Below are 19,570 nucleotides of genomic sequence, written 5' to 3'. Positions count from 1 at the left end.
CCCGTGTCGGCGGGCCCCGCGTGACGACAATGTGCCCTGCCCCGGAGGCGGTTGAAGCCTGCTGAACCATGTTCAGAGGTTGATTTGAGGTTGGCGTGTCCTATGCCCCGTGCGGCTCGGACAGCCCCGGCCAGTCCTCGGGGCCGCCGCCCTGCCACTCGATGAGGTCGCTCTCCTCCACCTCGATCCGGTCCAGGTCGGCCAGACGCAGGATCTCGACGACGTCGTCGAGATGCGAGGCGACCCCGAGGACGGCATCGCCCGAGGTGACGCGGCGGGATCCGTCCAGGGCCGGGGGATGGACCACGATGTGCGGAAACTGCGTCGGATTGCCCATGCCCTCAGCCTCCTGCGGACGGGGCGGATCCGCACGCCGGACGGGGCTCGGGTGCGGGCGGGACCGCGGCGGGTACGACGCAACCGGGCACGCCTTCCCGCAGGGTCGAGAAGGGCGGCTCGGATCCTTCACCACCGCACTGGCTGACACACCGGCGCGGTCCTCACTGTCTTTCCGAGGGCCTCGAAAAGGGGCTTCGCCTCGTCGAAGTCGGCCTGCTCACCGCCGACCATGATGGACAGCACGGCCTCGACGGCGCCGGCCTCACCGCCGGACACGGGGGCGTCGAGGGCCCGGGATGCCCTTGTCCCTCGCCGCTCGCGCGAGGTCGACCGAGGTCTGCGGGGTGATCGAGGACATGTCGACGAGGAGCGCGCCGGACCGAGCGTGGGCCAGGATGCCGTCCGGGCCGTAGGCGATGGCCTAGACCTGCGGGGAGGCGGGAACCATGGTGATCACGACGTCGGCGTCGCGGACGGCTTCGGCGATGGACGCCGCCGCGGTGCCGCCGACGGCGGTGAGCCGGTCCAGCTTGTGCTGCTCCAGGGGGAAGCCGGTGACGTCGTAACCCGCCTTGATCAGGTTCTCGGACATGGGGGAGCCCATGATGCCGAGGCCGATCCAGGCCACCTTGGGGAGTGCGTTGCTCATCAGGGTGCCTCTCGGTACGGGGGTCAGTGGGGCAGCCAGTCGAAGGCCTCGGCGCTCGGGCGGTCGTCCGGCTTGTACTCCAGGCCGACCCGGCCGTCGTATCCGGACTTCCTCAGCTGATCGAGGAGCTCCTCCAGCGGCAGCGTCCCCGTGCCGGGCGCGCCGCGGCCCGGGGTGTCGGCGATCTGCACATGGCCGGTGATCGGCGCGTACCGCTCGATCACCGACGGCAGGTCCTCGCCATTCATCGACAGGTGGTACAGGTCCATCAGGAACTTCGCGTTGCCGAGCCCCGTCGCCTCGTTGACCTTGTCGACGATCCCGGCCGCGGCCGGTGCGCTCACCAGCGGATACCGCGGCGACTCGAGTCGGTTCAGCGCCTCGATCAGCAGGATCGCGCCGATCCGGTGCGCGGCCCGGGCCGCGAGGGTCAGGTTCTCCAGCGCGAGGGCGTCCTGCTCGGCCGGGTCGACGCCGTCGACGCGGTTGCCGTACAGGGCGTTCAGCGCGGTGCAGCCCAGGGACTGTGCGAAGTCGGCGACCACGTCGACGTTGGCGCAAAACCGCTCCGACTCCTCGCCGGGCAGTGACAGGGCGCCGCGGTCGGGGCCCGGGAGCTGTCCGGCGTAGAAGTTGAGGCCGGTGAGCCGGACGCCCGCGTCGTCGATCGCGCTCTTCAGGGCGTCGAGCTCGGACCGCTCGGGGGTGGGGGAGTCGATCCAGGGCCACCACAGCTCGACCGCGGTGAAGCCGGCCGCGGCGGCTGCCGCGGGACGCTTTAGGAGCGGGAGTTCCGTGAAGAGGATCGACAGGTTGACGCTGAAGCGCTGGTCTTCGAAGCCCATGGGGTTCCGCGCTCCCTCCCGTGTGAGGTATTTCCGTAATGCGGAAGTAAATTTCTGTGTATTGGAAGATTGTCGGTCGGTGTCCTGGATTGTCAAGGGGGCGCGGAGGCGGGATCGGGGTGCCGGGAACGGGTTTCCGTGGTCGCGGCCCCCGTTTGCGAGCTGCTGTTGTCGCCCGGCCGAGGGGGAATCCCGAGTCCCGGGTGGTCGTCCGCCGGGTCCGTTAAGGTCGGGGTCCGGGCGTCGACGGTCCGGTCCGGTTCAGAGAGATGTGGGGCGCGATGCGACTGAAAGTGGAGTTCACCACCGAGCCCTTCGACCTCGACGAGGCGCCCGCGCACGCGCTGGTCGCCCGCGAGGTGATCGAGGCGGCCGACCTGGACGCGGTGGACGTCGGGCCGTTCGGCAACACCGTGGAGGGTGCCGCCGACGCGGTGCTCGCCGCCGTGGACGCCCTGCTGCGCAAGTCCCTGGGCGCGGGCGCCACCCGCATCTCCCTCCAGGTCAACGTCCTCGGGGAGGGCGAGTGAACGCGAGGGGTGACGAGGCCTTCATCGCGGCGGTGAAGCCGCTGGTCGACGCGATGGGCGCCGAGATGCTTCCGCCCGACGAGGCCGGCGTCGACGACGTCGTCCTGGCCTGGGCGGGCGTCGAGACCGTCGCCGTACGTCTGCCACAGCTCGCCGACTCCCTCGATCACATCCTGGCCGCGATGGAGCGCAAGAAGGGCAAGCCCCTCGCCGACCTCGACCGCAAGGCCAAGCAGGAGGTCGTACGGATGCTCGAGGCGCGCGGTGCATTCTCCGTACGGCACGGCGTGGAGACCGTGGCGAGCGCGCTCGGGGTGAGCCGCTTCACGGTCTACAACTACCTCAACCGGGAGAAGGAGGCCTGAGCGAGGTCTGAGTGAGGCCGGGGGCCCGGGGGAGGCCTGGGCCGGGAGGCTGGGCCGGGTTTCGTTACCCGGAATTTTCAACAAAGTGTTGACGCTGTGTTCGGGAGAGGCGTTAGCTGAACGCAGCCCGCTCAAGCACGAAGGCCGTCTCGCGGCCACGGAGGCTCCCGTGACTTCGACTTCCACGCCCCCGGGCCTGGCCCGGTTCAACGAACTCGGGGAGTCCGCGGCCCGCGCCGTCCTCCACGAGGCGTGCGCCGCCACGGCGTGGGCGAGCCGACTGCTCGCGGCCCGCCCCTACGCCATCGCCGACGACCTGTACGCCGCCAGTGACGCGGCCATGGCCGACCTGACCGCGGCGGACCTCGCGGAGGCGATGGCCGGGCATCCCCCGATCGGCCGCCCCAAGCCCGGCGACCCGACCTCGGCCCGTGAACAGCGCGGCATGGCCGGCGCCTCCGAGGAGCTGAAGGCGCAGATGCTCGAACTGAACCTGGCCTACCAGGAGAAGTTCGGCCAGGTCTTCCTGATCTGCGCCACCGGTCGCACCGCAGAGCAGCTGCGGGATGCGGTCAGGGAGCGCCTCGGCAACGCGCCCGAGCAGGAGCGGGAGATCGTCCGCACCGAACTGGGCAAGATCAACCGTATCCGGCTCGCCCGGCTCGTCGAAGAGGACTGAGAACCGCCATGAGCACCAGCACCACCGCCTCGGTGTCCACCCACATCCTGGACACCTCCGTCGGCCGCCCCGCCGCCGGCGTCGCCGTCCGTCTCGCGGCCCGCACGGGCCGTGCCGCGGCCTGGCAGGCGCTCGGCGGCTCCACGACCGACGAGGACGGCCGGTGCAAGGACCTCCCGGCGCTGCCGGAGGGGACCATCCACGCACGCCTCGACTTCGCGGTCGAGGCGTACTTCGAGAATGATGTGAACCAGCAAGCCGATGCGCAGCAGGACGCCCCCGCGAATCGGGACAGCGGTGCCGCCGGAGTGTTCTTCCCGGAGGTGGCGATCACGTTCGCCGTCGTGCCCGGCGAGCACTACCACGTACCGCTGCTGCTCAACCCGTTCGGCTACTCCGTATACCGAGGGAGCTAGCTACATGCCCATCCTGGGACAGAACCAGTACGGCAAGGCCGAGAACCGAGTCGTCAAGATCACGCGGGACGGCGCCACCCATCACATCAAGGATCTCAACGTGTCGGTGTCGCTGAGCGGCGACATGGACGAGGTCCACTACTCCGGCTCCAACGCCAACGTCCTGCCGACCGACACCACCAAGAACACGGTGTACGCGTTCGCCAAGGAGCACGGCATCGAGTCGGCCGAGCAGTTCGGCATCCACCTCGCCCGGCACTTCGTGACGAGTCAGGAGCCGATAGGCACGGCCCGGATCAGGATCGAGGAGTACGCCTGGGAGCGGATCGACACCCCGCGGAGCAAGCACTCGTTCGTCCGTCAGGGACAGGAAACCCGCCTCGCCCAGATCACTTTTGACGGTACGTCATGGGAGGTCGTCTCGGGCCTGAAGGATTTGGTGGTCATGAACTCCACCGACTCCGAGTTCTGGGGGTACGTCAAGGACAAGTACACGACGCTCCCCGAGGCCCACGACCGCATCCTGGCCACGCAGGTCTCCGCCCGCTGGCGCTTCAACTGGTCCGACGACGAGCAGCGGATGCCCGACTGGGAGGAGTCCTACGAGCAGACCAAGCAGCACATGCTTAGGGCCTTCGCCGAGACGTACTCGCTGTCGCTGCAGCAGACCCTGTACCAGATGGGCTCGCGGATCATCGACCGCCGCGGAGAGATCGACGAGGTCCGCTTCTCGCTGCCCAACAAGCACCACTTCCTGGTGGACCTGGAGCCGTTCGGCCTGAAGAACGCCACCCCCGACGGGGCCGTGTACTTCGCCGCCGACCGCCCGTACGGCCTGATCGAGGCCACCGTCCTGCGGGACGGCTGCGAGGCGCGCATCCCGGTGGACCTCACCAACCTCTGACGCGGACACGAAGCGGACACGAAAGCGAAGGACTCACCATGACCCAGCGCATCGTCATCGAGAACGCGGCGATCGCGACCGTGGACGCGCAGGACACCGAGTACGCCACCGGATACGTCGTCATCGCCGGCAACCGCATCGAGTCGCTCGGAGCGGGCACGGCTCCGGCGGACCTGGGCGACGTCGTACGCCGGATCGACGCCACCGGACACCTGGTCACTCCCGGTCTGGTCAACACCCACCACCACTTCTACCAGTGGATCACCCGGGGCCTGGCCACCGACCACAACCTCTTCGACTGGCTCGTCGCCCTCTACCCCGTCTGGGCGCGCATCGACGAGCGGATGGTCCGCGCGGCGGCCCAGGGCTCCCTCGCGATGATGGCCCGCGGCGGGGTGACCACCGCCATGGACCACCACTATGTGTTCCCGAAGGGCTCCGGCGACCTGTCCGGCGCGATCATCGGCGCCGCCCGCGACATGGGCGTCCGCTTCACCCTCGCCCGCGGCTCCATGGACCGCAGCGAGAAGGACGGCGGCCTGCCCCCGGACTTCGCCGTCGAGACCCTCGAAGGCGCGCTCGCCGCGACCGAGGAGACCGTCGGGCAGCACCACGACGCCTCCTTCGACGCGATGACCCAGATCGCCGTCGCCCCCTGCTCGCCCTTCTCGGTGTCCACCGAACTGCTGAGCCAGGGAGCGGAGTTGGCGCGCCGTCTGGGCGTGCGCCTGCACACGCACGGCTCGGAGACGGTCGAGGAGGAGAAGTTCTGCCACGAGCTGTTCGGCATGGGCCCGACCGACTACTTCGAGTCCACCGGCTGGCTCGGCGAGGACGTGTGGATGGCGCACTGCGTCCACATGAACGACTCCGACATCGACGCCTTCGCCCGGACGAAGACGGGGGTCGCCCACTGTCCGTCGTCCAACGCCCGGCTGGCGGCCGGCATCGCCCGCGTCCCCGACATGCTGGCGGCCGGCGTCCCGGTCGGTCTCGGCGTCGACGGCACGGCGTCGAACGAGTCCGGCGAACTCCACACCGAACTGCGCAACGCCCTCCTCATCAACCGCCTCGGCGCCCACCGGGAAGCCGCCCTGAACGCCCGTCAGGCGCTGCGCCTGGGCACGTTCGGCGGGGCCCAAGTCCTCGGCCGGGCACGGGAGATCGGCTCCCTGGAGCCGGGCAAGCTCGCCGACCTGGTGCTGTGGCGGCTGGACACCCTCGCCCACGCTTCCATCGCCGACCCGGTGACCGCGCTGGTCTTCGGAGCGGCGGCCCCGGTCACCGCCTCCTTCGTGAACGGCCGTCAGATCGTCGAGAACGGACGTCTGTTGCACGCCGACGAGGACGAGATCGCCCGCTCCACCCGCGAGGAGGCACAGCGCCTGGCGCGTATCACCGCGCAGGGCTGAGCGACCCGAGAACTCCGGTCGAGGGGAACCGGTTCCCCGCCACCGGCTGCGCGCCGCCGCTCACCTCGCGCACCCAACGGGTGAACTGCGCCATCGCCAGCGCGGGTTCGTGTCCTTCCCCGGCCAGGCGCTTGCTGTCGAGCCCGCTCACAGCCGACGCCTCGGGACGAACTCGTCGCCGATCGGCGGCAGTTCACGGTAGAAGGTCTACCGGGCGGGGTCGTCGCATGCTGACCTTGACACTGCGCAACCTGGAGCGCGACGGCCCGCACCGTGTACCCGACGGCGCCGCCGAAGGTGGAGTACGAACTCACCCCGATGGCCCGTGAGTTGCACGAGACACTGCAGCGCCTCACCGACTGGGCGGAGCGCAACAGGGTCTACATCGCCGAGGCACGCGCGACGTACGACACCGAACAGGAGCGGGAGCCGGTGTGATCTCCCGGCTCGACGGGGACCGGCCCGGCCCTAAAGTTCGAACAGGCCGGGGTCTTTGGCCAGTTCCTTGAAGCAGTCGTGCGGGTTCGCGATCATCCGGCGCTTCTCCAGGTCCAACAGGCCGCCGATCGACGTGAGTTCGGCGGCGACCGTGCCGTCGGCCTTGCGGATGGTCTGCTGGATCCGGAACGTCTTCCCGCTGCCCCACTCGAAGGCGCAGGTGACGTCGATCTCCTCCCCGGCGAGGAGTTCACGCTTGTACCGGATGGTCGTCTCCAGGCCGACCGGGCCCACGCCCCTGCCCAGCAGGTCGGCCTGACTGATGCCCGCGGCCTGCAGCAGGGACCAGCGGGCGTGTTCCGCGTAGTTGATGTACACGCTCTGGTTCACATGGCCCTGCACGTCCGTCTCGTAACCGCGGACGGTGATCCGGACGGAATACGGCTCGCTCACAGCTTCCCCTTCTCGTCGACGAGCATTCGATGCAATTCGATGCACTGGATGCACTGGATGCACTGGGCATCGATCTTGGCATGTCCGTCACACCCGGCGTGGGGAAGCCAGCAGATAGCGCGCTCTCGTCCGGGGATCGGTGTGCTCGCCGACCTGCCAGCCCGCTTTCTCCAGTGTGGTCGCACAGGCCCGCAGCGTCGCGTCGTCCGGCCCGTGCACGGCCACCGCCTCCGGCTGCGGGGTCGCGCGCACCCGGTAGCCGTCCGTGCCCTCGGGCCCGGCGGGGCGGTAGCCGGCCGCCTCCAGGGCGAGCGCGGCGGCTCGCACGAGATGCGTGCGCTCCCAGCCGCAGGGCCGGTCCGTGCCCCCGTCCGGGTTGGTCATGCGGCGCAGCTCCAGCAGTCCCTGCCAGGCACTGTGCACCTCGCGGGTCCGAGCGGGACCGGCCGGCCCGGCGCCCTCCTCGCCCCCGACACGCGCGGCGAACACGCCGGCGTCGGTCTCCTCCTTCGGGGACGGGGGAGCGGGCGCGACAACGGTCACCGCCCCCGCCTCCCGTATCCGATGCCCCGCCGGGGTCAGGAAGTGGTCGTGCGGCGGGCGCGGGTGGCGGAACGCGAGCCCGTGTCTCACCAGGGCCGTGAGCTGCGCCTCCGTACCCCGCAGTCGCCCGGTGACCGGATCGGCGGCGTCGATCACACGCCGCTGCGCGGCGGTCGGCGGTCGTGTCACGGCGTACTCCCTCCGAATGCTGCCCCGGCCTCCTCCTCGAAGGCTACGACCGGGGTCTGACATTCCAGCCGGCGATCACCGGCCGTCCGTGCTCCGTGCCCAGCCGGCACAGCGTCCCCGTCGCCAGCTGGAACAGCGCCCCCGCCGACGCAGGCAGTCCGAGCCGGCGGGCGGTCAGCACCCGCAGGAAGTGTCCGTGCGCCACCAGCACCACACATCCCTCGGTGTTGGCGTGCGCCGCGTCGACCTTGGCCAGTATCCGGTCGGCCCGCTCTGCGACCTGTTCGGGCGTCTCCCCGGGACGGTCGGGCGGTCCGGGCGCGACGCCGTCCGTGAACAGGAACCAGCCCGGCCGGGTGCGCTGGATCTCGACGGTCGTGACGCCCTCGTAGCCGCCGTAGTCCCACTCGCGCAGGTCCGCGTCGACCCGGACGTCGTGCAGCCCGATCAGCTCCGCCGTCTCCCGGGCCCGCTGCAGCGGGCTGACGAACGCGGCCCCGATCCGGTGCGAGCGGATCAGCGGCACCAGCCTTCGCGCCTCCTCCCGCCCGTGGTCGGTGAGCGGGACGTCCGTCGATCCGGTGTGCCGGCCGGAGCGCGACCAGGAGGTCTCGCCGTGCCGGACGAGAAACAGGTCGCCCACGTGTGCCCTTCCTGCCGTGCCTGAACAGCACCGTGTCACAGGGCGTCGGCCGGCGCAGTCCGGCACGCGCGAGGCGCTACTGTCGGTACCCGCTCAGGAAGCGCCCGATCCGGCCGATGGCGGCCTCCAGGTCGTCCGCGTGGGGAAGGGTGAGGATGCGGAAGTGGTCGGGGGTGGGCCAGTTGAAGCCCGTGCCCTGGACCACCTGGATCTTCTCCCTCAGCAGCAGGTCCAGGACGAACTTCTCGTCGTCGTGGATCTTGTGCACCTTGGGGTCGAGACGCGGGAAGGCGTACAGCGAGCCCTTCGGCTTCACGCACGACACGCCGGGGATCTCGTTGAGCTTCTCCCAGGCCACGGTGCGCTGTTCGTACAGCCTGCCGCCCGGGGCGGTCAGGTCGTCGATGGACTGCCGGCCGCCGAGCGCGGCCTGGATGGCGTACTGGGCGGGCGCGTTGGCGCACAGACGCATGGAGGCCAGCATGGTCAGGCCCTCCAGGTAGTTCCTCGCGTGCTGCTTCGGGCCGGTGATCACCAGCCATCCCGAGCGGAAGCCGGCTACCCGATACGTCTTCGACAGGCCGCAGAAGGTCAGGACGACCAGGTCGGGGGCGAGCGCGGCCACCGAGTGGTGCACGGCGTCGTCGTACAGGATCTGGTCGTAGATCTCGTCGGCGAAGACCATCAGGCCGTGCCGACGGGCGAGGTCGAGGATGCCCTCGATGATCTCCCTGGGGTAGACCGCGCCGGTGGGGTTGTTCGGATTGATGATCACAACCGCTTTCGTACGGTCCGTGATCTTCGACGCCATGTCGTCCAGGTCGGGGTACCAGTCGGCCTGCTCGTCGCACAGGTAGTGGACCGCCTTGCCGCCCGCCAGCGTGGTGACCGCCGTCCAGAGGGGGAAGTCGGGGGCCGGGATGAGGATCTCGTCGCCGTCCTCGACCAGCGCCTGTACGGCCATCGAGATCAGCTCGGAGATGCCGTTGCCGAGGAAGACGTCGTCGACGCCCACCTCCAGGCCCCGCTCCTGGTAGCGCTGGGCCACGGCGCGGCGGGCGGAGAGGATGCCGCGTGAATCCGTGTAGCCGTGCGCCTGCGGGAGCATCCGGATCATGTCCTGGAGGATCTCCTCCGGCGCCTCGAAACCGAAGAGCGCGGGGTTGCCGGTGTTCAGGCGCAGGACGCTGTGACCCGCTGCCTCCAGCGCGTCGGCGTGCTCGATCACCGGGCCGCGGATCTCGTAACAGACCTCGCTCAACTTGTTCGACTGCCGGAACTCCATGCGCGCTCGCCCCTCCGGTTCGTTGTGTTGCTTGGTTTTACCAAGTTCCAGCTTGGAAAGTCCAACGACATGTCTAGACTGCGTGCCATGTCACCTCGCCGAAGCTACGACCAGTACTGTTCCGCCGCCCGCGCGCTCGACACCGTCGGCGACCGCTGGACCCTGCTGATCGTCCGGGAGCTGCTCGCCGGCCCGCGCCGCTACACGGACCTGCACGCCGATCTGCCCGGTGTGAGCACGGACGTGCTCGCCTCACGGCTGAAGGACATGGAGCGGGACGGGCTGACCACCCGCCGCAGGCTGCCTCCGCCGGGCGCGGCCTACGTGTACGAACTCACCTCGCATGGGCGGGAGTTGCTGCCCGTACTCCAGGCCTTGGGGAAGTGGGGCGAAGGGGAACTCGGCCGGCGGCGTCCCACCGACGCCCTGCGCGCACACTGGTTCGCGCTGCCCCTGCTGCGCGGGCTGCAGAGGGAGGGGCTCGACGGTGCGGGGCTTGTCGAAGTCCGGCTGGAGGAGGGGGAGTTCCATTTGTTCGTCGGTGCGGAGAGCGGGCCGGTGTACGGCTTCGGCGCCGCGCCCGGGGAGCCCGACGCGCGGCTCGCCCTCGACACGGGCACCTGCACGGCCGTCGCCCAAGGGGAGTTGACCGTGCTCGACGCGGTGCGCGCCGGGCGGATCGGCGTGACCGGTGACGGCACTCTGGCCAAGGCGCTGCGGGAGGCCTGAGGGCGCGCATGCGGGACAGAGGTCTCGCAAAGCAGAAGGCCCACCGCTGTGCCGCCGTGGGCCTTCTGATGGAGCGTCAAGCAGTGTCAGGCGGCCGGCGGTACGTTCCTCGGTCGTCCCGCGCCGCGCGTCAGCGTGTAGCCGCCGATGCCGGCGAGGGCGGCCAGGATCGCGCCGATCGCGGTCCACACCCAGCGGTCGGACCACCAGCCGGACGCCCAGCCGTCATCCGGCTCGATGCTGGACAGGACGGCCGTGGCCGACGAGTCGTCCTTCTCCGCCTCGGACTTCACGGCGATACCCGGAACCAGTGGCTTCGCCAGCGAACCGTCGACGGCCGCGGCTCCACCGATGTCCTTGGACTCCACCCGCAGTTCGACGTCGACGGGCAGGCCCAGGTCGCCCGCCTTCAGGTCCAGGGCCGTCAGGCGGACGTAGTACGTGCCCGGCAGTGGGTCGTTCGCCCACGGCTCCGACCAGGCGCGGACCGTGCGCAGTACGCAGGCCAGCTCGACGGAGGTCGCGCCGGCGGCGGCGGTGCGCGTCTGGGCGCCGTACTGGCAGGCCTGGCGGCGCCGCAGACCGTCGTACACGTCGACCTGCCAGGTCTGCGCGGTGTGGGTCTGAGGCAGTTTCACCGTCGCCTTCACGGTGGGGCGTTGACCCGAGTCCGCCGGGAACGACCAGTACAGGTAGTCGCCCGCGGAGCCGCTGGCCGTCGCCTTCTGCCCCTGGTCGAGCTCCGTCGCCGTACGGAACGACGTGCCCGCCTCGGTGGGCGCGGAGCTGTCGCCCGACGGGCTCGCCGACGGGGTGGCGTCGGCCGTGGCCGAGGTCGCCGCCGGGCCGAGCGTCAGCCCGAGCGCCAGTCCGAGAGCGGGCAGGGCGCTGTTCAACACGCGTGTGATCCGCATCAGTTGGTCCTCCAGACCGCGACCCGCCAGCGTGACAGCCAGCCCCACAGCACACCCGCGAGGAAGCCGACCAGCACCAGGACTCCCAGCAGCCACCAGCCGCGGCCGAGGCCGAAGGAGGCGACGTCGCTCGCCGGCGACGGGCCGTCGACCACGTCCACGGTCAGCTCCAGCGGCATGCCCGGCGTGGTCTTCACGCCGGCCGCCGCCGAGTAGGAATTGGTCACCTGCACGCACACCGTCTCGGCTGGGGGTCCCCCCTCTGGGGGAGCATCGTCCTCGTCGCTCTCCGCCTTCGGGTAGCGCAGACCGGTGGAGATGACGTCGGTACGGCCGTTGCCGGACGCCTCGCCGCGCACGATCTCCCGGCCGTGCACCGTGACCGCCCGCAGCAGCACCCCGTAGTCGGGGTTCATGGCCCGGTCCGCCGACACGCTCACCGAGGCGCGCAGCTCCTGGCCCGGCTTCACGTCGACCTTGTACCAGCGCTCCTGGCCGAACTCCTCGCGGTCGGTGTACAGACCGGACTTCAGCGTGGGCGCCTTGGTGCAGGAGGCCGCGCCCGTGGCGGCCACCGGCGTCACCACGGGGTCGGCGGCCCGGTCGACCAACTGGTTGACACGGTCGGTGAGTTCCTCGGTGTGCTCCACCGACGTGTAGGTGCCGCCGGTCGCCTCGGCGATGCAGCTGAGCTGCTGGCGCATCTTGACGTTCGGCACCAGGCCGAGGGTGTCGATGGTCAGGCCGATGCCCTTGGCCGCGATCTCACGGGCCACCACGCACGGGTCGAGCGGAGCGCAGGTGTCCTCACCGTCGCTGATCAGCACGATGCGCTTGGAGCCGGTTCCGCCCTCGAGGTCGTCGGCCGCCTTCAGCAGTGCGGGGCCGATCGGTGTCCAGCCGGTCGGCGACAGGGTCGCCACCGCCGTCTTCGCCTCGGTGCGGTCCAGCGGGCCGACCGGGTAGAGCTGCGCGGTGTCCTTGCAGCCCGTCTTCTGGTCGTCGCCCGGGTAGTTGGCGCCGAGGGTGCGGATGCCCAGGAGGACGTTCTCCGGGGTCGCGTCCAGCACCTCGTTGAACGCCTGCTTGGCCGCGGCCATCCGCGTCCCGCCGTCCATGTCCTTCGTCCGCATCGAACCGCTGACGTCGAGGACCAGGTCGACCTTGGGCGCGAGGGCGGTGGTCTCGTCGGCTACCGCCCAGGCCGGGAACGCGATCCCGGCCGCGAGCAGGGCGAGCAGGGCGCAGACGCCCGCCGCCAGCCGTTGTGTTCTGATCATCGGCGGATCCTATTGATCAGAGGCGTCCCGCCACAAAACGACGACGCAACCGCTCACGAAACGACGACACAACCGCTTAAGAAAACGGCGACGAACCGGGCTCCGGAAACCCAGGGGTACCGCGTTCTGGTAACGCGGGGGCACCGGTTTCGGGAGACGCGGCGGAAGGCCGGGCTTGGCGATGCGGCGTATGCGGTTTCGGTGATGCGGGCGGAAGCCGGCGGCGGCGACACGTGTGGGACCGGTTTCGGGAGACGCGGCGGAAGGCCGGCCTCGGCGACGCGTGTGGGACCGGCCGCCTCGGGGGCGCGCGTACAGGCGGGTTCGGTCGCCGGGAACGTGGTCAGTTCGTGTTCGGCGGGGGCGGATTGGGGGACAGCGGGTTGGGCAGCAGTGTCCACTGGTCGCCGGGTACGCCCGGCGACAGCCGCATCAGCGTCAGTGCCTTTGTGGGAAGCGGTTTTTCGCGCAGTGCGGTGAGGTCCGGGGTGCGTGGCAGGTCCCGTAGGGCCGACTCCAGGGCCGTCCGCAGGGCCGGGCGGCTGCCGGCCGTCGCCGCGAGCGCGCCCGCGACCAGGGAGCCGAACAGCTTGCGTCGCAGCGCCGTGACGTCGTCCGTGAGGATCCGGGCGGGCAGGTCGGCCGGCAGCGGGACGCCGCGTCGGGCCAGCCGGGCCGGGCTGACCCGGATGTCGGCCAGGTCGCGGTAGACCAGCCGCAGCGGCGCGCCCGAAGCCGACAGCACGACCAGCAGGTTCTGGCCGTGCGCCTCCAACGCCACGCCCAGCTCCAGCAGGCGCAGCCCGACGGTGAGCGCGAGCCGCGCGAACTGCGCCAACCAGACCGCGGAGCCCGGCAGTTCGGTTCCGGCGAGGGCCCCCACCGGGACCACGTGCTCGCCCGGCGCCCCGTACACGCGCGGCGACTCGCGCAACACGGCCGCCAGGTCGGGGGAGTCGGCGGTGGCCGCGCCCAGTGTGCGGGTCATGTGCAGCAGGCCGTCCGTGCGCGGCGTCAGACTCTCCGCGAAGGCCGACAGGGCCGCGGAGGCGGCGATGGAGCCGACGGAGATGTCCCGCACCGAGGACGTCAGCCGGGTGCTCAGCGCGGTCTTGACATGCGGCCCGCCGGGCAGCGCGAGCGTGCGCAGCGCCATCAGCGGATGCGCGACGAGCTCCTCCTCGCAGGATCGTTTGAGCACGTGCGCCGCCTGCCACGGATGCACCGGGATCAGCAGCCGGCCCCCGTCCCGCAGCCGCTCCGGCCATTCACCCGACACCAGGCACTCACCGGCCGGCACCGGCAGCAGACCCAGCCGTACCGACGGCCGGTGCTCGGGCCCGTACGCCAGCTGCTCGGCGACCGAGAACCCGGGCCGCGCACGGCAGTTGGGGTGGTAGGGGTGTCCGTCGACGACCCGCTGTTCCCACTCCCAGTCGTGCACCGGCCACTCCCGCGGGTCCTTCGACAGGGCGTCGTCGGGCTCCTGCCCGGCCCGCGACAGCGCCAACGACGCGACGCTGTGGCCGAGCTCGGCGGCGAAGGCCCCGCCGTGCGGCACCGCCAGCGCCGTCGTCAACGCCGCGGGATCCTCGTACGCCACCCCGTCCAGCCGCACCTCGGCCACGTAGGCGGCGGTCGCGTACGGGTCGGCGCGCGGACCGTGCAGACGGCGGCCGTCACGCAGCCGCAGCATGCTCTGCGTCCCCGACTCCTCCCGGTGCGCGATCCAGGGCAGCGGCTCGTGGACGAGGGCCCGCCACAGCCGGGTCAGCACGGCCGCCCGCGCCCCGGGCAGCGCGGCCGAGTACCGGGTGCCGAGAGCGGGGCGTACGGCGGCCAGTTCCGCGGCGAGCTCGGCCTCGACGGTGGGGGGACGGTGCACGGGTGGGCTCCTGGGGTACGGGCTGGTGGTACGGGTACGACGTCACGGAGGGCCGTGACGACAGCGATACTGATCGTCTCCGCCCAGAAGAGCCGTAGGGAACCAGGGAACCAGTGGATCGCGTGGACCTCATACCTCCGCCCGCCGACGCCGAGGCGCCCGCCGACGGCGTCGCCGAGCGCGCTGACGCCTACGCGGCCGCGCCGCTGCTCAACTGCCTCCTGCGGGAGGTCGCGCAACCGCTGCCGGGACCGCAGGGAGACGACGACCGGCTCGTGTACCGGCTGCCCGGTGACCGTCTGCTGCGGGTGCGCGGCTCCCGGCGGCCCGCCGACCCCGAGGTGTACGCGGCGGGCGCCTGGCACCGCCTCGGCCACCCCGAGCTCGTCAAACTGGCCGGCGACGTACTGCGCCGGCACACCGGGCTGTCCAACCACGAGCTGCCCGCCGAGATGATCGACAGCAGGGACGCGGTGGCCGCGCTGCTCACCGCACGCGTGCGTGCCACCCCGCCGGACTCCCGATACCTGCGTTCCGAGCAGGCACTGATCACCGGCCACCCCCACCACCCCGCCCCCAAGGCGCGCGGCGGCGGCCCGCACGCAGGCTGGCTGCCGTACGCCCCCGAGGCGCACGCCCGGTTCCCGCTGGTCGTGCTGGGCCTGCGCGAGGACCTGGTCGTCGAGGAGGGCGACACCTGTGCGCTGGACGCGCTCGGCGAGGCGCCGCCCGGCTACCGGCTGCTGCCCGCCCACCCCTGGCAGCTCGACCTGGCCGGTCCGCGGCTCGCGCCCGCCTTCGCCGACGGCCGGCTGCTGCGGCTCGGCACGACGGACTTCGAGGCCTGGCCGACGGCCGCCGTACGCACCGTGTACGCGCCGGAGCGTGATCTGTGTCTGAAGTTCAGCCTCGACGTCCGCATCACCAACGACATCCGCCGGCTGTGGCGCCACGACCTGCTGAAACTGTGCCGCACCGACGCGGCGGCGGCCCACGCCTTCGCGGCGTTCGCCGGCGCCGACGACGGGCGGGCGGTCCGCGCACCGGCCGCCTGGCTGAGCGATCGCGGCTACCGCACCGCCGCCTTCGCCTTCGAGGAGCTCGCCGTCCTGGTCCGTGACGGCCTGGACGACCACCTGCCGCCCGGCGCGACCCCGCTGCTCGCCGCGGGCCTCGTGGAAGGCTTCGACGGCAGCCCCCTGGCCGCCACCGCGGACCCGGCCGCCTGGTGGGAGGCCTACCTGGCCGTCGTCGTCCCGCCGGCGCTCCGGGTCTTCGCCGACCACGGCGTCGTCCTGGAGGCGCATCTGCAGAACACCCTGGTCGCCGTCGACGCCGACGGCACCCCCGTGCAGGCCCTGTTCCGGGACGCCGAGGGTGTGAAACTGCTGCCGGACGTGGAGCGGGCGGCCGGCTGGGAGCGGCTGGTGTACTGCCTGGTCGTGAACCACCTCTGGGAGGTCGCCGGGGCTCTCGCCGCACACCACCCCGGCCTCGACCCCTGGCCCGCCGTCCGCCGTGAGCTGGCCCGCCACGATCTCCCCGAGGCCGCCGCCCTGCTCACCGCGCCGACTCTGCCCGGCAAGACGAACCTGCTGCTGCGCTGGACGGGCGCGGACGGCGCGGACGCCCGCTACCTGCCGTTGCCCAATCCCCTCGCCGCGGGCCGCTGACCCACGCGGGGCGGTGTGCCGCGCGACGTGACCGCTGGTCGATACGCGAACCCTCTCGGCGTCCTCCGGATCCGGGTCGCGTCACGCGCGGCCGATCCCCCGCACGCTGCCCTGACGGCGCGACCCTGCCGTAGCCACGCCGAGTGACTGCCGCAGGGGGTTCCTCGTCGCGGACCCACTTCGCCGCGGTCAGTTCAGGCCGAGGCCTCGGGCGATCAGCCCGCGCTGCACGTCGTTGGTGCCGCCGCCGAGGAAGGCCAGGACGGACAGCCGCAGGCCCAGCTCGAAGATGCCCGCGCCGGGGGCGTCCGGTGTGTGCAGGGCCGCCGCGGGGCCGAGGATCTCCAGGGCGTCGCGGCTGAGCTGCTCCGCCGCCTCGGCGGCCAGCACGCCGGCCATGGCCGCGGCGAGGCGCGCGGTGTGCGCCGCACCCCGCTCGGCCCGCTCGGCCCGTTCCGCCTGCTCGGCCGCCTCGGCGAGCAGGACGTTCACCGCCTGGACCTGGACGGCCATGCCGCTCAGCCTGGCTCGCCCGGCCGACCCGGGCGGGCCGAGCACACGGTCCGGATCGGCACGGCCGGCTGCCAGCAGTTCGTCGAACTGCCGACGGCACATCCCGGCGATATCGCTGGCCAGCAGCAGCCGTTCGCCGGTCAGGGTGTCCGTGATGACCTGCCAGCCGCGGTTGACCGGGCCGATCCGCGCGGAGTCGCTCACCCGGACGTCGTCGAAGGTCACCGTGCAGCAGATCTGCCCGGACAGCGCCTGGTGCTGCTCCGTTCTGATCCCCGCGGACGCCATCGGCACCATGAACATGCTGATCCCGGCCAGCGGCAGCTTCGCGTCCACGTCCGTGCGCACGGCGAGCCAGATGTACTGCGCCGTGTGCGCGCCCGCGATCCAGGACTTCGTCCCGTTGATCACCCAGTCGTCGCCGTCCCGGATCGCGGTCGTGGTCAAAGACGCGAGATCGGACCCCGCCTCGGGCTCGCTGTAGCCCAGGCAGAAGGTCAGGGTGCCGTCCTGGATCCGGGGCAGATACGTCGCCTTCTGCTCGGACGTTCCGTAGGTGACGACGGGAGCGCCGACCACCGAGACGGCAGCCATCGCGTGGGCGACCGGCAGTTGGTGATAGGCGGTCTCGTCCTGGAGGGCCAGCTGCTCGGCGAGCGTGGCGTGGCGGCCGCCGTCGGCGGTGGGCCAGGTCATCCCGAACCACTTCCGCGCGGACATGGCCGCCACCAGAGCGGGATCGTCGCCCTTGGCGAACTGCCGGGCGTCGGTGCGGTGTTCGGCGCCGAAGGCGCGGACCTGTTCCCGCATCGCCGCCGCGGGCGCGGTGGACGCCACGGCGGGCAGACCGGCGGCGGACCCGAGAAGGATGTCGGCGACCGTCGCGAGCGGTGGCGGACAGGACGGCAGCAGCGCGATGTCGGCGTGCACCCGGCGGAACAGCCAGGGGGCCTCATGTTCCTCGAAGTACCCGCCCGCGCCGAGGTTGTGATGGGCGCTGACCTGGATGCGCGGTGCCACAGCGACCGCGTGGCACACCGCGAGCTCCGTGGCGAGGATCCGGTCCGGTGCGTCCTCAGCGTGTCTGCGGACGGCGTCGTCGATGAGGAGCTCGCCCGCGCGGAGTTCGATCTCGCGGGTTGCCGCACGCTGTTGGACCGCCCCGAACCCGCCGATCGGCCGGCCGAACTGCCGACGGACCTTCGCATGGGCGAGGGAGCGGTCATGAGTCCGCCGCGCGGCCGCCATCGCCCGTACCGTCAGGCCCAGCCGGAGCAGCGAGAGCGCCCGGCCGGCCAGCTCCGGACCGACGTCGACGACGGCCTCGGGACCGCCCAGATGGAGCCGGGCCCAGGCGGGCGACGCCAGCCCGGGCTGGGGGACGGCGAACTCCACGGGCCGCACCGACGCGCGCCCGCCCGCGGGCGGCAGGACCAGGACATGTGAGGCGGCCGTACCGCCCTCCGCGAACGGTATGGTCTCGGCCGCCGGGTCCGCCGGCGCCACCACGATCCGCACGTCCGCGGCGCGGATGCGGGCCACGGTCTCCGGGGCTTCGGTCAGCAGGCCGGCGGCGACGAAGCCGTCCATCACGGGCAGCGGGCAGGCCGCCGCTCCGGTGGCCCGGACCAGCGCGACGGTGTCGGTGAGGTCGCCGGGGTCGAACCAGCCCCGGGCCGCGGCCGTTCTCCACAGCCGGGCCAGGGCGGCGTCGTCCGCCAGGTCAGGATAATTCCACTGCCGGGTCAACAGTTCGGTGATTTCATCCATGCTGAGCATTCGCCCGTCCCGCCTGCGGTGTCCATTGCCGCGCCGTCGGTCCGAGCGTAGGGACCGCGTCAATGCCGGGCAACGCGAGGCCCCGAACAATAGGGGCCTGATAGGGGTTCGCCGAATTAAGTCGGCGGATAGGCTCGAACGCGACTGAGGGATCGGCCAGGGGTGCTGCGCTCGGAAAGGTGAGGGCATTGGGAAATACCGACGACGACAGTTGGATCCGCGTCCACCGCGAGGCGCCGGAAGGCATGCGTCTGTTCTGTTTCCCCCACGCGGGCGGCGCCGCCAGTTACTTCTACTCGTGGTCGAGGTCGCTGCCTCGGGACATCGAGGTGCTGGCCCTGCAGTACCCGGGCCGCCAGGACCGCGGTAGCGAGCCCTGCGTTCGCACCATCCCCGAACTGGCCGACCGGATCCATGCGGCGATCCGGCCGCGGCTGGGGGAGCCGTACGCGTTCTTCGGCCACAGCATGGGAGCGATCCTCGCCTTCGAGGTGGCGCGCAGGATCGCCCGCCAGGAGGGGGCCGCCCCGGCGCATCTGTTCGTCTCCGGCCGACGGGCGCCCTCCCTGGTCCGGCACGAGGAGCTGCACCGGGCGAGCACGGCCGCGTTCGTCGCGGAGATGCGCGCGCTGGGCGGCACGGACCCGCGCATCCTGGCGGACGAGGAGCTGCTGAACCTCGTCCTGCCGACGGTCCGCGCCGACTACCGGGCCATCGAGACCTACCGGTACGACGCCGCGCCACCCCTGTCGTGCGACATCACCGCGCTGGTCGGGGACAGCGACCCCAGGGCGTCCGTCGACGACGCGGCGGCCTGGTCGGGGCACACGCTCGGCCGGTTCGACATGCGGATCTTCCCGGGCGGCCATTTCTATCTGGACGACTGCCGGGCCGGGGTGTCCGACGTGATCTCGTCCGTGCTCTCCGGAGTACGGCAGGAGACGGGTCGTGCCTGACGCGTCCGTGCGTCTCCCGGAAATTCTCCGCGGTCTCCGCGCTCTCTCGCGCGGACCGTACGTCGATTGTGCCTTGACCGAAACCCCTACCGCACCCCTAGCCGCACCCCTAGCTCCACCCTTCTTCGCTTAAGGGTGCGGTAAGGGTTGG

20 protein-coding genes and 2 pseudogenes are annotated in these 19,570 nt (G+C 71.5%); 10 read left to right on the top strand and 12 right to left on the bottom strand.

From position 1 onward, the window contains the following. Window positions 1-100 precede the first annotated feature (100 nt). From ACIBTS_RS08265 to ACIBTS_RS08255, 3 genes and pseudogenes are all read right to left on the bottom strand, one after another. Window positions 101-337, bottom strand: coding sequence for a hypothetical protein (locus ACIBTS_RS08265; protein ID WP_079658755.1), 237 nt, complete (start codon window positions 335-337; stop codon window positions 101-103). A 164-nt stretch (window positions 338-501) separates the two neighbouring features. Further along, window positions 502-988, bottom strand: a pseudogene (locus tag ACIBTS_RS08260) (NAD(P)-binding domain-containing protein); the annotation flags it as partial. 23 nt (window positions 989-1,011) lie between these two features. Continuing rightward, window positions 1,012-1,833, bottom strand: coding sequence for a TIM barrel protein (locus ACIBTS_RS08255; protein WP_399317527.1), 822 nt, complete (start codon window positions 1,831-1,833; stop codon window positions 1,012-1,014). A 281-nt stretch (window positions 1,834-2,114) separates the two neighbouring features. On the opposite strand from ACIBTS_RS08255, the gene ACIBTS_RS08250 reads away from it, so the two are divergent. From ACIBTS_RS08250 to ACIBTS_RS08225, 6 genes are all read left to right on the top strand, one after another. Beyond that, entirely contained in the window at window positions 2,115-2,363 is a 249-nt protein-coding gene (locus tag ACIBTS_RS08250; RefSeq protein ID WP_319669984.1) for a thiamine-binding protein, read from the top strand. Further along, complete coding sequence (locus ACIBTS_RS08245) at window positions 2,360-2,728, top strand: helix-turn-helix domain-containing protein (protein WP_399317525.1); 369 nt, start codon at window positions 2,360-2,362, stop codon at window positions 2,726-2,728. Before ACIBTS_RS08250 ends, ACIBTS_RS08245 begins: the two co-directional genes overlap by 4 nt. Before the next feature lie 169 nt (window positions 2,729-2,897). Then, on the top strand, window positions 2,898-3,407 hold the full coding sequence (uraD, locus tag ACIBTS_RS08240; protein ID WP_399317524.1) for a 2-oxo-4-hydroxy-4-carboxy-5-ureidoimidazoline decarboxylase: 510 nt from the start codon (window positions 2,898-2,900) through the stop codon (window positions 3,405-3,407). A gap of 8 nt (window positions 3,408-3,415) precedes the next feature. Next, window positions 3,416-3,823, top strand: coding sequence for a hydroxyisourate hydrolase (gene uraH / locus ACIBTS_RS08235; protein WP_399317522.1), 408 nt, complete (start codon window positions 3,416-3,418; stop codon window positions 3,821-3,823). 4 nt (window positions 3,824-3,827) lie between these two features. Then, window positions 3,828-4,727 (top strand): factor-independent urate hydroxylase, encoded by a 900-nt coding sequence (gene pucL, locus ACIBTS_RS08230; RefSeq protein WP_399317520.1) that lies wholly within the window; start codon window positions 3,828-3,830, stop codon window positions 4,725-4,727. Between the two features lie 38 nt (window positions 4,728-4,765). Beyond that, window positions 4,766-6,139, top strand: a complete 1,374-nt coding sequence (locus ACIBTS_RS08225) for an 8-oxoguanine deaminase (RefSeq protein ID WP_399317519.1) — start codon at window positions 4,766-4,768, stop codon at window positions 6,137-6,139. Here the strand turns inward: ACIBTS_RS08225 and ACIBTS_RS08220 are convergent. Continuing rightward, window positions 6,123-6,290, bottom strand: a complete 168-nt coding sequence (locus ACIBTS_RS08220; protein ID WP_399317982.1) for a hypothetical protein — start codon at window positions 6,288-6,290, stop codon at window positions 6,123-6,125. The two genes, ACIBTS_RS08225 and ACIBTS_RS08220, sit on opposite strands and share 17 nt — an antisense overlap. A 49-nt stretch (window positions 6,291-6,339) precedes the next feature. Here ACIBTS_RS08220 and ACIBTS_RS08215 point away from each other — a divergent pair. Continuing rightward, window positions 6,340-6,577 (top strand): annotated as a pseudogene (locus ACIBTS_RS08215) (winged helix-turn-helix transcriptional regulator); the annotation flags it as partial. Between the two features lie 30 nt (window positions 6,578-6,607). Here the strand turns inward: ACIBTS_RS08215 and ACIBTS_RS08210 are convergent. The 4 genes from ACIBTS_RS08210 to ACIBTS_RS08195 form a co-directional block, all read right to left on the bottom strand. Continuing rightward, window positions 6,608-7,030 carry an acyl-CoA thioesterase gene (locus tag ACIBTS_RS08210; protein ID WP_399317517.1) on the bottom strand — a complete coding sequence of 141 codons (423 nt, stop codon included), beginning with the start codon at window positions 7,028-7,030 and terminating at the stop codon, window positions 6,608-6,610. Between the two features lie 87 nt (window positions 7,031-7,117). After that, complete coding sequence (locus tag ACIBTS_RS08205) at window positions 7,118-7,762, bottom strand: hypothetical protein (protein ID WP_399317515.1); 645 nt, start codon at window positions 7,760-7,762, stop codon at window positions 7,118-7,120. A gap of 43 nt (window positions 7,763-7,805) precedes the next feature. Then, entirely contained in the window at window positions 7,806-8,405 is a 600-nt protein-coding gene (locus ACIBTS_RS08200) for a histidine phosphatase family protein (protein WP_319669992.1), read from the bottom strand. 76 nt (window positions 8,406-8,481) lie between these two features. Beyond that, on the bottom strand, window positions 8,482-9,690 hold the full coding sequence (locus ACIBTS_RS08195; RefSeq protein ID WP_319669993.1) for a pyridoxal phosphate-dependent aminotransferase: 1,209 nt from the start codon (window positions 9,688-9,690) through the stop codon (window positions 8,482-8,484). 87 nt (window positions 9,691-9,777) lie between these two features. Here ACIBTS_RS08195 and ACIBTS_RS08190 point away from each other — a divergent pair, with 87 nt between their 5' ends. Next, window positions 9,778-10,419, top strand: coding sequence for a winged helix-turn-helix transcriptional regulator (locus ACIBTS_RS08190; RefSeq protein ID WP_399317513.1), 642 nt, complete (start codon window positions 9,778-9,780; stop codon window positions 10,417-10,419). A gap of 86 nt (window positions 10,420-10,505) precedes the next feature. Here the strand turns inward: ACIBTS_RS08190 and ACIBTS_RS08185 are convergent, their stop codons facing one another. The 3 genes from ACIBTS_RS08185 to ACIBTS_RS08175 all read right to left on the bottom strand — a co-directional run bounded on the left by ACIBTS_RS08185 (window position 10,506) and on the right by ACIBTS_RS08175 (window position 14,498). Continuing rightward, window positions 10,506-11,333: a hypothetical protein gene (locus ACIBTS_RS08185; RefSeq protein ID WP_399317512.1), complete on the bottom strand. Its 828-nt coding sequence runs from the start codon at window positions 11,331-11,333 to the stop codon at window positions 10,506-10,508. Next, complete coding sequence (locus ACIBTS_RS08180) at window positions 11,333-12,613, bottom strand: VWA domain-containing protein (protein ID WP_399317510.1); 1,281 nt, start codon at window positions 12,611-12,613, stop codon at window positions 11,333-11,335. The genes ACIBTS_RS08185 and ACIBTS_RS08180 overlap by 1 nt, the downstream gene beginning before the upstream one ends. Window positions 12,614-12,956: 343 nt before the next feature. Continuing rightward, entirely contained in the window at window positions 12,957-14,498 is a 1,542-nt protein-coding gene (locus ACIBTS_RS08175; RefSeq protein ID WP_399317509.1) for an IucA/IucC family protein, read from the bottom strand. A gap of 113 nt (window positions 14,499-14,611) precedes the next feature. On the opposite strand from ACIBTS_RS08175, the gene ACIBTS_RS08170 reads away from it, so the two are divergent. Continuing rightward, window positions 14,612-16,171: an IucA/IucC family protein gene (locus ACIBTS_RS08170; protein ID WP_399317507.1), complete on the top strand. Its 1,560-nt coding sequence runs from the start codon at window positions 14,612-14,614 to the stop codon at window positions 16,169-16,171. Between the two features lie 189 nt (window positions 16,172-16,360). On the opposite strand, the gene ACIBTS_RS08165 is transcribed toward ACIBTS_RS08170, so the two are convergent. Next, the gene (locus ACIBTS_RS08165; protein WP_399317505.1) at window positions 16,361-18,454 is read right to left on the bottom strand and encodes an acyl-CoA dehydrogenase family protein; all 2,094 of its coding nucleotides are present in this window, start codon (window positions 18,452-18,454) and stop codon (window positions 16,361-16,363) included. A gap of 197 nt (window positions 18,455-18,651) precedes the next feature. Here ACIBTS_RS08165 and ACIBTS_RS08160 point away from each other — a divergent pair, with 197 nt between their 5' ends. Next, complete coding sequence (locus ACIBTS_RS08160) at window positions 18,652-19,419, top strand: thioesterase II family protein (protein WP_399317503.1); 768 nt, start codon at window positions 18,652-18,654, stop codon at window positions 19,417-19,419. The last annotated feature ends 151 nt before the right edge of the window (window positions 19,420-19,570 follow it).

It is taken from the genome of Streptomyces sp. NPDC050121, assembly GCF_044460385.1.
GTDB lineage: Bacteria > Actinomycetota > Actinomycetes > Streptomycetales > Streptomycetaceae > Streptomyces > Streptomyces soliscabiei.
This window is presented reverse-complemented; position numbering and strand designations above follow the sequence as displayed.

Coding starts and splice junctions, on each gene's coding strand:
- ACIBTS_RS08265 (WP_079658755.1), bottom strand. CDS start 337: ATGGGCAATCCGACGCAGTTTCCGCACATCGTGGTCCATCCCCCGGCC.
- ACIBTS_RS08255 (WP_399317527.1), bottom strand. CDS start 1,833: ATGGGCTTCGAAGACCAGCGCTTCAGCGTCAACCTGTCGATCCTCTTC.
- ACIBTS_RS08250 (WP_319669984.1), top strand. CDS start 2,115: ATGCGACTGAAAGTGGAGTTCACCACCGAGCCCTTCGACCTCGACGAG.
- uraH (WP_399317522.1), top strand. CDS start 3,416: ATGAGCACCAGCACCACCGCCTCGGTGTCCACCCACATCCTGGACACC.
- pucL (WP_399317520.1), top strand. CDS start 3,828: ATGCCCATCCTGGGACAGAACCAGTACGGCAAGGCCGAGAACCGAGTC.
- ACIBTS_RS08225 (WP_399317519.1), top strand. CDS start 4,766: ATGACCCAGCGCATCGTCATCGAGAACGCGGCGATCGCGACCGTGGAC.
- ACIBTS_RS08195 (WP_319669993.1), bottom strand. CDS start 9,690: ATGGAGTTCCGGCAGTCGAACAAGTTGAGCGAGGTCTGTTACGAGATC.
- ACIBTS_RS08190 (WP_399317513.1), top strand. CDS start 9,778: ATGTCACCTCGCCGAAGCTACGACCAGTACTGTTCCGCCGCCCGCGCG.
- ACIBTS_RS08185 (WP_399317512.1), bottom strand. CDS start 11,333: ATGCGGATCACACGCGTGTTGAACAGCGCCCTGCCCGCTCTCGGACTG.
- ACIBTS_RS08180 (WP_399317510.1), bottom strand. CDS start 12,613: ATGATCAGAACACAACGGCTGGCGGCGGGCGTCTGCGCCCTGCTCGCC.
- ACIBTS_RS08165 (WP_399317505.1), bottom strand. CDS start 18,454: ATGGATGAAATCACCGAACTGTTGACCCGGCAGTGGAATTATCCTGAC.